Genomic DNA, 13,204 nt, shown 5'->3' with positions numbered 1-13,204 from the left:
CGTTCTTTATTGAATAGATTTGACACCACAATTACTAGTTGGAAAGGCTTTAATTTCCTAGCATTTATTGTAATCGGATTAAAGAAATTTCATAAAATTGAAAAGTCAAGATGACTTCTATTTCTAAACGAAAGAATTGAAGAAGCAAAAAACAAAAAAGAAGCTAACAAATTGTTATCTAAAATAAAGTTAGAGGTTCTAGAAAACAAAAAATTAGTCGAATATTGGGCTCCGTATCATAAAGATGCAACCACAAAAATAGACAGTATTTACAATGATGATCAATTTACTAAAAATTTTATCCAAGATAAACTAATACTCTTCAAAACGATATTTACCAGGCAAACCATACTAGGAAGATTCCCAAATAACGATGCTTGGGATATTGCCAAATCTCATCCGTTAATTGTTAATTTAGATTATGATCAATTACTTGTGCTGTCAAAAATTTACAATCAACAAAAATCAACATTCAAACCTATACCAAAAGTTTCGGAACTGATACTTTCTATTGATTTCAACTCTCCTGAAAATGCTAAACTAAATTTAGAAAAACTCAGAAATTACATGAACGAAATTAACAGTAGAGAATTACTTTTGCTTGAGTATTATAATGAAGCCGATAAAATTCTTAACCTTCAAAACATCAAATAAAAACAATCTTTTGAAAAATAAGAGTTATCTTTATAATACACATCTATTAAAAAGCAAAAACAGCATATGAAACCAAATAGGATAATACTAATAAGACATGGAGAATCTACTGGGAATGCTGATAAAAGAGTATACGAACACACCCCAGACTATAAATTAACTTTAACCGACACTGGAGAAAAGCAAGCAGAAAACTGTGGTAAAGAATTAAAAAAAATAGTTAATAATGAATCTTGCTTTTTTTATATTTCTCCATTTTGGAGAACAAGAGAAACCTTTAAACAAATTCGCACATCTTTTGAAAGCGAAAAGATAAGATTTATTGAAGAACCTAGAATAAGAGAACAAGAATGGGGTCATTTTAGAAGCTTGGCTGATAATGAAATTATAAATTCTGAAAGAGATATTTATGGCACGTTTTACTACAGGATTCCAGACGGAGAATCTGGCGCCGATGTTTATGACAGAGTTAGTGATTTTTTTGGCACCCTTCATAGAGATTTTAACAAAGACAATTTTTCAGAAAATTGTGTGATTGTTTCACATGGTATGACTATTAGATTGTTTTTAATGAAATGGCTGCATTGGACTGTAGAAGAATTTGAAAATATCAGAAACCCTAAAAATTGTCAAATAATTGTTCTCGAAAAACAAGAAAACGGTAAATATGAGTTGGTCTCAACATTAGAGAAAAGAAAAGATACTGTTATTAATGCTCTTTAAACACTCATCTTAACACAAAAACAAAACTCTTTTTAATAAAAGCGCTATAACTTTATATAACACCCTAAATTTTAAAAAACCAAGTACAGCTTTTGTAAATTCAAAAAAAATAAATTCAAACTCAAGAATTAGCTGCTCAAATTCAAGTCTTAACACTTAATTAACTTTTTCTACTATTAAATTAGAGTGATCAATTATATAAATATTCAACCTTATAAAAGTAAACTCTATGAAATTTTTAAAAAGATTACCTGTAGTAATTATTCTTGTTACATTAATATCATGTTCAGATTCAAACAACCCTTCTAGTGATTTAGATGGATTTAAAAACGATAATTGTTCTCAAAAATGGACTCAGCAAATTATTGATGCAGCTGTAAAAGCCTGTGTAGAGACCAACAACTCTGAAGAAGATTGTACCTGCTCTGTAGAAACAACTGCAAAACAATTTACTATATGCGAAACCGAAAAAACAGAAAACTTTGCTAAAATGGCTGAGATTTCTTTAAACTGTGGTATTAAACCGTCTGTAGACTAAAAACAACTCCAAATAAGCATAACAATTAAAACCATTTTTAACAATAGAATTTAATATATTTAAGTGATGAAAATAAATTTACTTGTAATGGTTAAATTTATTTCCATCACTTAACCTAAATCTATTAAAACAATTAGCGAATGAACAAATCAATCAAATTTTTATTCACTACAATTTTACTTTTATCTTTTACCAATAATGCAAATGCACAATTCTGGAAAAAACTTAAAAAGAAAGCCGAAGATGCTGTTATCAACAAAACAGACAAAGAATTAAATGACGTATTAAATAGAAAGAAAAAGAAGAAAGAAGAAACTCAACAAAACGAAGAAAAAACAATCACAGAAAACGAGAATCCTTCAACACAAACTGCTTCAGAGAAAAAAGAAAAAACAAATGTTGCTTCTGCTGAATTATACAGAAATTTCAAATTTATTCCTGGTGAAAAAGTTATTTTTTATGATGATCTTAAACTTGAAGAAACAGGAGAATTTCCTTCAAAATGGGATTTATTAAAAGGTGGAGCTGAAATAGCCAAATTAAATAAGAACAAAGTAATTATACCTACCACTGAAGAGATCAATGTAATAAATCCGTTATTTGACAATCAAAATTATCTTGGTGATGAATTTACAATTGAATTTGATATTTACCTAGATAACCTAGTTGACAAATATGATGAACAAGACTTTGGTATTTATTTTTATACTGATGAAAACGAATTTGATGGAGTACGCTCTAGTCTCGGAGGATTTTCAAATGCAGACATAGAATTTAGCATAGACTATAAAGGACTTAACGGAAAAGTACACAAAGACCTTACAAAATCTTACGATAAATTTCCACTTGAAAAAATTGAAAAAAATAATATTGACCTAAACAAATGGCAACATATTTCAGTATCTTACTATAAAAAGAAACTAAAAGTATACTTCAACAACAAGCGTATTGCTAACCTTCCTAACTTTAAAAAAGCTGTCAATGGCTTAGCAATTAAACTTAAAAAACCAGTTGATTATACTGACAAAAATGTATCACTAGGAAAAAACACATTAAAAACCGCCGTGAAAAACATTCGTATAGCACATGGAGGCGGACAAATGTATAAACGTATTGTTACCGATGGGAAATATGTTACTAACGGAATTTTATTTGACTCTGGAAAAGCTAGTATTCAACCAAAATCTATGGGAGTTATCAATAAAATGGTAAGTATTATGAACGAAAATCCTGACTGGAAGTTTGAAATTGTTGGGCATACAGATGCTGACGGAGATGAAGCCTCAAACCTTAAACTTTCAAAAGAGCGTGCTGAATCGGTTAAAAAAGCCATTATAGAACAAGGAATTAACACTGAAAGACTAAACACAACTGGTAAAGGAGAGTCAGCTCCTTTAAATAGTAATAAAAACGATATAGAGAAAGCTAATAATCGTAGAGTAGAATTTATAAAAAAATAACTTCACTTACATAAAACAAAAAAGCCTCTATTCTTTAATTAGAATTGAGGCTTTTTTTTATTTAGTAAATTAAAAAATTACTCTGGATTTTTTAATTTTTCTATCTCAGCTTTCTTTAAGTTGATTTCTTTTTGAATCCCATCTAATCTAGCTTGAATTTTAGATACTATTGATTCTTTTCTAGTAATATCTTTTTGAGTAGCATTGCTATCAGCTTTTGTTTCTGCTAATTTATCTTGCGCTCTCTTTAAACCAGCTTGACCACTCGCTAAAATCTCTTCGTTAATAAAAATATCATCCTCTAACTCATTGATTTTTTCACGATTTGCCTCAATCTTTCTATTTCTAATCTCTTCCTTCTCCTTCTCTATCTTTTCTTTTTCAGTTTTAATTTGATTATCTAACTGATTTAACTTCTCAGCTTCTTTCTTTAACTCTTCTTGCTCTTTTAAATACCTAGCTTCTCTTTCTTTTCTCTCTTGCTCTAATTTAGCTCTAGCTCTTTTTAAAGTTTCTTGACGCTCAAGAAGTTCTTTTTCATTACTCACCAAAGAAGAACTTGATTTTTCACTAACTTTAGCCTCAACAGCTTCATTTTTTACTTCTTCTTCAGCTTCTTCTCCTTTAAGTTCATTCAACTTTTTAGTCTTCTTAGCTAATTCTTTCTTTTGCTTTTTAATAACTTTATCTAAAGTCTCTAATCTAGACTCTACATTATTAAAAATCTTTCTTTGTCTTGCAGACTCTTTTGCGGTAACTTTCTTTCCCGATTTAGAAAATCTTTTTTTAATTCTTTCTAAACCTTCAACACCACTCACTAACATTTCTTCGTTAGCTCTAATCTCTTCTTCTAAGTTTTCAATCTTCGCTTCTATTTCCTTAACACCCTGTGCTGCTATTTGCTGTATACTAAAAAAAACAACTAAGGGAATTAAAAACTTTAACATTCTCATTTTTAAAAAATTAATTTATATAACATTTACTTTTGAATTGTGACACATACTTATTTATAATGTCACAATTATTATTCTTACTTAAGAGAACACAAAAAAAATAATATTATTTTACATATCCTAATAGAATAGATAAATCAATTCAAATTCAATAAAAATAAAGTAAAATTTAACATAACACTAATATTATTTACAAAATTTAATATTTACCCTGAGAATTCAGCTTTATAAAAAGGGAAACATAAAATAATTGTAAATACACATTCTTATTTTTACATTTGCTTTCGATTTTAAATTATAATACTTAGAAATGGGAAGAGCATTTGAATTTAGAAAGGCACGTAAAATGAAACGTTGGGCTGCAATGGCTAAAACTTTTACACGTATCGGTAAAGATATTGTAATGGCTGTAAAAGAAGGAGGTCCAAACCCTGAATCAAATTCTCGTTTGCGTGTTGTCATTCAAAATGCAAAGGCAGCAAACATGCCTAAAGACAATATTGCACGTGCCATTAAAAAAGCTAGTGATAAAAACACTGAAAACTATAAAGAAGTATTATTTGAAGGATACGCTCCACATGGGGTTGCTATTTTAGTAGAAACAGCAACTAACAATAATAATAGAACTGTAGCTAATGTTCGTGCTGCATTTAATAAATGTAATGGAAACTTAGGAACTTCTGGTTCTGTTGCTTTTATGTTTGATCATGTAGTTAACTTTAAAGTAAAAGAAGATACTTTAGGAATGGATTTAGAAGAATTTGAACTTGAAGTAATTGAGTTTGAAGTTGAAGAAATTTTTAAAGATGAAGATGGTATCTTATTATATGCTCCTTTCGGACAGTTTGGATCTATTCAAAAATACTTAGAAGATAATAGCATTGAAATACTTTCTTCAGAATTTGAACGTATTCCTACAACAACCACAAAGCTTAATGAAGAGCAACAAGCTGATGTAGATAAACTTTTAGAACGTTTAGAGGAAGACGACGATGTAAATCAGGTATATCACTCAATGGAACTATAACAAGTTATCCATTTAATCATAAAAAAATGTCATTACTAATTATAAAGTAATGACATTTTTTTATGACATCAATCTTCTATTTTGACTCTTTTAATTATTTAAAGTACTCCAATCTATTTTTCTGAATTTTCAAAAGAATATTTATTCCTTTTTTTAAATGGTCTAATAATCAATCGTGTTTCTCTATCAAAACGAATATAATTATACACCCAGTTTAAAAACACTACCGCTTTGTTTCTAAAACCAATTAATGAGAATAAATGCACAAACATCCATACAAACCAAGCAAAAACTCCTTGAAACTTCCACTTTGGTAAATCTACAACTGCTTTATTTCTACCAATTGTAGCCATTGACCCCTTGTCATCATACACAAAAGGAATCAGTTTTTTATCATTTAATAGATTAACAATATTCTTAGCTAGTAAATTTCCCTGTTGAATTGCGGGTTGTGCCATCATTGGATGCCCATAAGGATACGCTTCAGAATTCATTGAAGCCACATCTCCTACAGCAAAAATATTATCAGAATTCACCACTCTATTAAATGTATCAACCTTATATCTTCCAGCTCTTTCAACTATACACTCTGTTCCTGCTCCTTCTATTGCTTCACCTTTTACTCCTGCCGCCCATATAACTGTAGTAGCTCTAAAGTGATCTTCTCCATTCGTTTTTACCAAATCACCATCATAATCTAACACTCGTAAATTCTTCCAAACATCAACACCTAACTTCACTAAAAAATCCTCTGCTTTTTGAGATGCTTTTTCACTCATTCCTTTTAATAAACAACCAGAACTTTGAATTAAATTAATTTTCATTAATCTAATATCTAAATCAGGATAATCTTTGGGTAAAAAACCTTTTTTCATTTCAGCCAAAGCACCAGCTAACTCAACTCCAGTTGGTCCGCCACCTACAATAACGAAGTTCATTAATTTTTTTCGCTCCTCTAAGTCCGAGGTTAGTAAAGCTTCTTCAAAATTTTCTAGAATTAAACTACGAATATTTAACGATTGCGGAATAGACTTCATTTCCATCGTAAATTTTTCGATGTTTTTATTTCCGAAGAAATTAGTTGTAGATCCTGTCGCTAAAACTAAATAGTCATATTGTAAAGTACCAATGGTAGTTTCTATTTCATTTTCTTCTTTAACAATTCGTGTTACTTCTGCTAATCTGAAATAAAAATTTTCAATATCATTAAATCTTTTCCTCAACGGAAAAGCAATACTATCTGGCTCTAGCCCTCCGGTTGCAACCTGATATAATAAAGGCTGAAAAGTATGATAATTATGCTTATCTAAAAGCACTACTTGCACATCTTTATTCTCTAATCCTCTTGCTACAGCCAAGCCTGCAAAACCTCCTCCTACAATAACTACCCTTGGAAAACTGGTTTGAGGTATATTCATTTAAAAATTTTTATGTTAATTTTTTCTTGTAAAGACAAATTTAACCAAAAGTATTTGTTTACAAATTATTTCTAATTCACTAAAATAAACCGCTTTTAAATTCCATATTTTCATTAAAGTTCTTTTTGTTTTCAAAAAAACGCAAAAACCTAATAAACAAGGCAATGACTAAAAATATTCCACTCTTCAATTGAACTTCGTAATACAAAAAAATATTTCTAAAAACATGATATTTTTTAATAAAAAAATTTTAATTTGGTATATAATTGATAACGTATGTTTTAATTAAACATGTTTTAAAAAACATTTTTTTTACTGCGTAAAAGCAGGTAATATTTTATAGTTTTACCCCCGTAGAATTGAAATCATAACCAAGAATTATGCTTAAATTTTTAAAGAAAAAGAAGACGAAAGAAATAAACATCGTTTGTAAAACAAATGAAGTAATTATTAACGACATCAAAATTAATTTCCCTACTACTACTGAGGAATTAATAGCTGTTTTTGAAGAACCTAGCAGAAAAATTGAAGGTACTAATCAGTACTTAATTTGGGATGATTTAGGTATTTCTTGTACTATTAAAGGAGATAATGAAATTCTTTCTATTAACGTTTACCAAAGCAACAATATAAGTGAGTATGTTGCTCAAAAACCTTTTGCAGGTAAACTATACTTAGAAGAAGATGAAATTACCTTTTCTGATTTTAGCAAGATAGGTTTAAACACAGTTGCAATTCACCGTTTAGGAAGTGAAAGCGAAAACAGATTTGGCTTTAGCGTTGGAATAAATAATGAGTATGTTGCATAAAATTACCTTATAAAAACCTCTTATTAACGATCTTATTATTTTCACTGAAAAACTTAAGAAGTGTTTTGATATTATGTATCAAAAGAAAACACACTGCTTATTGATTGATTAACAACAACTGAAAAAAAATTATCCCCTTTTTTTCAGTTTTAGCAATTCTCTTTCTAAAAACAACAACTTATCTTCTACCTCATCACCAATGTATGGAAGTCTTTTTATAAAAGAATACTTAGCTAACCATAATTCTTTTACCTGATCTCTATTAAACACCTTTTCTTCAATATTAATATGCTCTGCTTTAAAAATAGCTTGGTCTTCTATAAAATATAATTTTCTTAAAATTAATTCATTTTCAACTACTGCAAGTACCAATTCACCTTTACCTAAAACATCCCAATTATCTGTATTTACATATTCTGTAATTACGATATCTTTAGGATACAAACCTTTGTCATTCGAAGTCATTTCTAAATTCGAAACACTAAAAGCTCTAAAAGCATTTTCAGAAGCAATAGGTAAACTCAACACAGGTAAATCCTCAATAAATTTTGAATTATCATAATACTCTACATATTTACTCACAGTACTATCAGAAATAAACGGAATATTTTTAAGCACTTTTTCAGTAACTAAATCTGTCTCAATAGTCAGATCCTCTTTAAAACGCAATAACTCATTTACAGTTAAATCTGAAGTTAGCAAACTGTCTATAGAAATGCTAAAATAATTAGCAATCTTAATAATCGTTTCTATTTTAGGTTCACTCCTCCCCTCCTCATAAGCCCCTAAAGTAGCTCTTTTCAAATCAAATAACTCTGCAAAAGACTTCTGACTTAATCCTTTTACACCACGTATTTTTTTAATGTTTCTTCCAAAAAAAGACATATTTTGCTAATTTTATTTGCAATATCGGTTTTTTTTCATACCTTTACACTAACAATATTAGCTAATAAAAATGAAATTTGCTAATTTTTCTAGAAAAACGCGACTAACTATTAATTATTTTTTGTTATGATTCTATTAACTTTGCATCTTGTAGTGACCGTAATCAACAGATTATTCACTTAAAAACGAGACAATTATTAACTAACACGATAAACTAATTGCTAATGAATGTTCATTTTAATAAAACTAAAAACTTTTTATTAGAACTAAACTTTACAATTTGTAAAGAAATCGAAACTGATGGGATTTTTGTTGTTGAAAAAGAAAACTTTGGAATTAAAAACTTAATTATTGGTGTTGCGTACCCTATTTTAATAATGGAGCAATTCATTTTTAAGGTTAATCAGCCCAACGAAGCTATGTTTAAAGCATTACTTCAAAAAAACAGAGATATTATTCACGGGGCATTTGTACTCGATGAAAAAGGAGAACGTGTTATTTTTAGAGACACTTTACAATTAGAAAATCTGGATTTAAATGAATTAGAAGCTAGTTTAAATGCCTTGAGCTTATTACTTAGCGAATATTCAGATCAGATTATACAATTTTCAAAATACTAGAGAAAATGAATATTTTTAAACGACTTTTTAAAATAGGTCAGGCAGAAGCCAATTCAGCCATAGATAATATGGAAGATCCTATTAAAATGACTGAACAAGGAATCCGTGATTTAAAAATGGATTTAGAAAAATCGCTAGAATCATTAGCACAAGTAAAAGCATTGGCTATTAGAGCTAAAAATGATGTAGAAGAATACACTTCTAAAGCAAATGATTACGAGCAAAAAGCTATGATAGTGCTTACGAAAGCTAAAAATGGTGAATTAGACATTAAGGAAGCGGACGAGTTAGCTAAAGAAGCTTTAATTAAAAAAGAAGAGACAAATCAACAAATTGCATCAGCTAAAGAAGAAGCTAAAAGTTTTGATGAATCTGTTAGTACTTTAGAAGGTACTGTTCAAGAAATAAAAAGTACCATTCATAAATGGGAAAACGAATTAAAAACATTGAAAGCTAGAGTTAAAGTTTCTAAAGCAACTAAAAACTTGAACAAGCAAATGGCAGAAATAGACGCCACTGGCACGGTATCTATGCTTGAGCGAATGAAAGATAAAGTACAACAAGAAGAAGCATTGGCAGAAGCTTATGGTGATTTAGCAAAAAAATCTAAGAGTGTTGACGACAAATTAAACGAAGCCACTGACTCCAAAAAGAGTACCGCTGAAAATGATTTAGAAGCTCTTAAAAAACAATTGGGACTGAAAGATTAAAACATGAAGATTAAAATATTATTAATTACACTATTTTCTTTAATAAGTTTTTCAACGTATGCCCAAAACGACACAAAAGATAGTCTTGATAATATAACAGTGACTACTTTTGAATTTAAAACTGAAAATACTGAGCTACTAAAAGAATTTGACTGGGATAATTTAAAAGAAACATTTAAAGATAATGCTCCTGAAAAAGAAATCACAATATCTTTTGTATACAATAACCAATCAAAAGTTAATAAATCTGAAGCTGTAATTGATAATTTCAGTTTAAAATTATCATGTAAAACAGGCGACCTTGACAAGGTGATCAAAAAATTTAAAAAATCTTTTAAAAAATTAGATCTACTTGATATTGAAAAGTAAAAATCAATGATAACAACTATGAATTACGAATGTTTGTATTTTTGATGTAACTTTTAAATCGTTTAATTCGTAATTCATACAATCAACTAAAAACAAAAACTGACTATGACATTGACCGACATTGTATTTTCTCAAGTTAATATTACTCTTACAATTCTTGTAATAATACTGGTTGTTTACTGGCTTATTACAATGATTTCTGGTGTTGATTTTGATTTAGATGTTGACGTTGACATTGATGTAGACGTAGACATGGACGTTGATATTGACACGGATGTTGACCTAGACACTGGTATTGAAGGTGGTAATATTGATTTTCATGATGTTGCTAATACTGAAGTAAATAAAGAAGATATTGTTGGCAATAGAAAGAAGCCTTTAAAATGGTGGCAAGTATTATTAATTTACTTTAACTTCGTTGGATTACCATTTATGTTTACATTCACAAGTTGGATTTTCGTATGGTGGATAATTACAACATTAAGTACTACTTTAACACATAGTTTTAATAATACTTTTGGTTTTGTAATTATGCTTGGAGCCTTCTTTCCATCATTGATTGTAAACAAAATTGTTACAACTCCTTTTAAAAGTTTTTTCAAAAACTTAAATCAGGATGGTGATAAACCAACAGAACTAATTGGCAGAAAAGGAATATCTTTATCTAATATTAAAGAAAACAAGTTAGGGAGCGCAGAAGTTAAAGCAGATGGAAACATTTTAAATATTAATATTAAATCATTAAATGGAAAAGAAATTAAATACAAGGCTTCTATTTTAGTAATAAAACAAAGCTCAGACAAAACATTTTACTATGTTCAAGAATATAAAGAACAAAGTATAGACATCAATTTTTAAAAGAAAACAAATACAAATTATTATAAACAAAAATCATTAAAACTAATTAATTACTATGACAGATTTAATCATACAAATTTTAAGTTGGTCTTTAGGACTAATCCTTTTCATTGTTATCATATACTTTGCAATTATTGCAATGTTCTACAAAAAAGTACCTCAAGGAGAAGCCTTAGTTCGTACTGGTTTTAAAGGAACTAAAGTAGCTACTGATAGAGGTATGTATGTTGTACCTGTTTTTCACAGGGTAGAAATCATGGATATTTCTGTAAAGAAAATTCAGATTGAACGTTTGGGAAATGATGGATTGGTATGTAAAGATAATTTACGTGCAGATATTAAAGTTGCCTTTTTCGTTAGGGTTAACAACGAAGTAGAATTTATTAAAAAAGTAGCACAAACAATTGGGTGTGAAAGAGCTTCTGACCCTAGAACCTTAGAAGAGTTATTTGAAGCTAAATTTTCTGAAGCATTAAAAACAGTAGGTAAAAAATTCCAGTTTACTGAACTTTATGAAGCAAGACGTGAATTTAGAGATGAGATTGTTGATATTATTGGTACCGATTTAAATGGATACACTTTAGAAGATTGTGCTATTGACTATTTAGAACAAACTCCTATTTCTTATTTAAAGTCTGATAATATTTTAGATGCTGAAGGAATTAAAAAGATTACAGAATTAACTGCTGCTCAAAATGTTAAAGCTAATTTAATTAAGAGAGACGAAGAAAAAGTAATACGTAAACAAGATGTTGAAGCACGTGAAGCTATTTTAGAATTAGATAAGCAATTAGCTGAAAAAGAAGAACAACAAAAACGTGAAATTGCCAATATTAAAGCTCGCGAAGAAGCTGAAACTTTAAAAGTAGCTGAAGAAGAGCGTTTAAAATCTGAAACAGCTCGTATTGCTACAGAAGAAAAAGTACAAGTAGCTGAAGAAAACAAACAACGTCAAGTAATTGTTGCGGCTAAAAACAAACAAAGAACGGATGCTGTAGAAACTGAAAGAGTTGAAAAAGATCGTTTGTTAGAAGCTACAGAACGTGAAAGAATTGTAACACTTGCTCAAATAGAAAAAGAGAAAGTAGTAGAAGTAGAAAAGAAAAACATTCAAGATGTTATTCGAGATAGAGTAATGTTAGAAAAAGGTGTGGTTGAAGAGCAAGAAAACATGAAAGATATTGAAGCTTTTAAAACTGCTGACCGTGAAAAGCAAGTTAAAATAACTATTGCAGAAGCTGATGCTGAAGAAGCTTTAATTAAAACAATAAAATCTGCGGAAGCTCAAAAGGAAGCTGCTAAACAAAAAGCAGAAGAAATTAACATTGAGGCTCAAGCTCAAAAAGAAGCAAGTGAAAAAGAAGCGGAAGCTCGTAAAACATTAGCGGAAGCTACTGCTAAAGAAGAAGCAACTATTGGTATGTCTGAAGCTCAAGTAATGCATGCAAAAGCAGATGCTAATGAACGTCAAGGATTAGTAGAAGCTAATATTATTGAGAAAAAAGCTAAAGCGGAAGCTGCTGGTATTTTAGCAAAAGCGGAAGCCATTAAAGAAGAAGGTTTAGCAGAAGCTTTAATTATTAAAGAAAAAGCAATTGCTGATGCTGCTGGTATTGAAGAAAAAGCGGAAGCAATGAAGAAATTAGATGGTGTTGGTAAAGAGCATGAAGAGTTTAAACTACGTTTAGAGAAAGAATTACAAGTTGATTTAGCTCATATCAATGTTCAAAAAGATATTGCTGATGCACAAGCACAAGTAATTGGAGATGCATTGAGAGCTGCTAATATTGATATTGTAGGTGGTGAAACTATGTTCTTTGAACAAATTATGGGGCAAATTACCAAAGCTAAAGGTATTGACAGGTTAGTTCAACACAGTGATAACATTCAAGATGTTAAAGACGCTATCTTAGGTAGTGATGATGTTAAAGGAAACTTATTAGGTAAAATAAAAGAGTTTGCTGCTAAGTATGGTATTTCTTCTGAAGATATTAAAAACTTAACAATTGCAAATTTATTAGTAGACTTAAAACAAAAAGCTACTAGTAATGATGAGCAAACTTTATTTGGTAATCTTTCAAATCTTGCTAAAGGTTTAGGATTGTCTGATAAGAAGTTATCTTAATATAGAGATAATAAGAGTCTAGATACAAGAGTCTAGACTCTTCTTTTACTCAACA

The 13,204-nt window shown here is 29.4% G+C and carries 14 protein-coding genes and 1 pseudogene; 12 read left to right on the top strand and 3 right to left on the bottom strand.

The features are described 5' to 3' along the window. The 5 genes and pseudogenes from EYW44_RS22795 to EYW44_RS15340 form a co-directional block, all read left to right on the top strand. Positions 1–114, top strand: a pseudogene (locus EYW44_RS22795) (IS5/IS1182 family transposase); the annotation flags it as partial. Between the two features lie 57 nt (positions 115–171). Continuing rightward, positions 172–654 carry a hypothetical protein gene (locus EYW44_RS15355; RefSeq protein WP_132724640.1) on the top strand — a complete coding sequence of 161 codons (483 nt, stop codon included), beginning with the start codon at positions 172–174 and terminating at the stop codon, positions 652–654. Positions 655–720: 66 nt separating this feature from the next. Then, positions 721–1,377: a histidine phosphatase family protein gene (locus EYW44_RS15350; protein WP_132724638.1), complete on the top strand. Its 657-nt coding sequence runs from the start codon at positions 721–723 to the stop codon at positions 1,375–1,377. A gap of 229 nt (positions 1,378–1,606) precedes the next feature. Further along, positions 1,607–1,915: a hypothetical protein gene (locus EYW44_RS15345; protein ID WP_132724636.1), complete on the top strand. Its 309-nt coding sequence runs from the start codon at positions 1,607–1,609 to the stop codon at positions 1,913–1,915. A 140-nt stretch (positions 1,916–2,055) separates the two neighbouring features. Continuing rightward, a complete protein-coding gene (locus EYW44_RS15340; RefSeq protein WP_132724634.1) occupies positions 2,056–3,375 on the top strand; it encodes an OmpA family protein in 1,320 nt (439 codons plus the stop codon). A 77-nt stretch (positions 3,376–3,452) separates the two neighbouring features. Here EYW44_RS15340 and EYW44_RS15335 read toward each other — a convergent pair whose 3' ends face one another. Further along, the gene (locus EYW44_RS15335) at positions 3,453–4,328 is read right to left on the bottom strand and encodes a hypothetical protein (RefSeq protein WP_132724632.1); all 876 of its coding nucleotides are present in this window, start codon (positions 4,326–4,328) and stop codon (positions 3,453–3,455) included. A gap of 310 nt (positions 4,329–4,638) precedes the next feature. Between EYW44_RS15335 and EYW44_RS15330 the strand changes: the two genes are divergently transcribed. Further along, positions 4,639–5,355 (top strand): YebC/PmpR family DNA-binding transcriptional regulator, encoded by a 717-nt coding sequence (locus EYW44_RS15330; RefSeq protein ID WP_132724630.1) that lies wholly within the window; start codon positions 4,639–4,641, stop codon positions 5,353–5,355. A 113-nt stretch (positions 5,356–5,468) separates the two neighbouring features. Here EYW44_RS15330 and EYW44_RS15325 read toward each other — a convergent pair whose 3' ends face one another. Then, the gene (locus EYW44_RS15325; RefSeq protein ID WP_132724628.1) at positions 5,469–6,773 is read right to left on the bottom strand and encodes an NAD(P)/FAD-dependent oxidoreductase; all 1,305 of its coding nucleotides are present in this window, start codon (positions 6,771–6,773) and stop codon (positions 5,469–5,471) included. 380 nt (positions 6,774–7,153) lie between these two features. Here EYW44_RS15325 and EYW44_RS15320 point away from each other — a divergent pair, with 380 nt between their 5' ends. After that, positions 7,154–7,582, top strand: coding sequence for a DUF7738 domain-containing protein (locus EYW44_RS15320; protein WP_132724626.1), 429 nt, complete (start codon positions 7,154–7,156; stop codon positions 7,580–7,582). 129 nt (positions 7,583–7,711) lie between these two features. Here EYW44_RS15320 and EYW44_RS15315 read toward each other — a convergent pair whose 3' ends face one another. Then, positions 7,712–8,467, bottom strand: a complete 756-nt coding sequence (locus tag EYW44_RS15315) for a helix-turn-helix domain-containing protein (protein WP_132724624.1) — start codon at positions 8,465–8,467, stop codon at positions 7,712–7,714. A gap of 224 nt (positions 8,468–8,691) precedes the next feature. Between EYW44_RS15315 and EYW44_RS15310 the strand changes: the two genes are divergently transcribed. The 5 genes from EYW44_RS15310 (at position 8,692) to EYW44_RS15290 (ending at position 13,149) form a co-directional block, all read left to right on the top strand. Beyond that, on the top strand, positions 8,692–9,087 hold the full coding sequence (locus tag EYW44_RS15310; protein ID WP_132724622.1) for a molecular chaperone Tir: 396 nt from the start codon (positions 8,692–8,694) through the stop codon (positions 9,085–9,087). Between the two features lie 5 nt (positions 9,088–9,092). Beyond that, complete coding sequence (locus EYW44_RS15305; protein ID WP_132724620.1) at positions 9,093–9,797, top strand: PspA/IM30 family protein; 705 nt, start codon at positions 9,093–9,095, stop codon at positions 9,795–9,797. Between the two features lie 3 nt (positions 9,798–9,800). Then, a complete protein-coding gene (locus tag EYW44_RS15300) occupies positions 9,801–10,166 on the top strand; it encodes a hypothetical protein (protein ID WP_132724618.1) in 366 nt (121 codons plus the stop codon). 105 nt (positions 10,167–10,271) lie between these two features. Further along, on the top strand, positions 10,272–11,024 hold the full coding sequence (locus tag EYW44_RS15295; RefSeq protein WP_132724616.1) for an OB-fold-containig protein: 753 nt from the start codon (positions 10,272–10,274) through the stop codon (positions 11,022–11,024). Between the two features lie 55 nt (positions 11,025–11,079). Further along, positions 11,080–13,149 carry an SPFH domain-containing protein gene (locus EYW44_RS15290; RefSeq protein WP_132724614.1) on the top strand — a complete coding sequence of 690 codons (2,070 nt, stop codon included), beginning with the start codon at positions 11,080–11,082 and terminating at the stop codon, positions 13,147–13,149. The last annotated feature ends 55 nt before the right edge of the window (positions 13,150–13,204 follow it).

The sequence above is a fragment of the Tenacibaculum sp. M341 genome (assembly GCF_004337695.1).
GTDB lineage: Bacteria > Bacteroidota > Bacteroidia > Flavobacteriales > Flavobacteriaceae > Polaribacter.
This window is presented reverse-complemented; position numbering and strand designations above follow the sequence as displayed.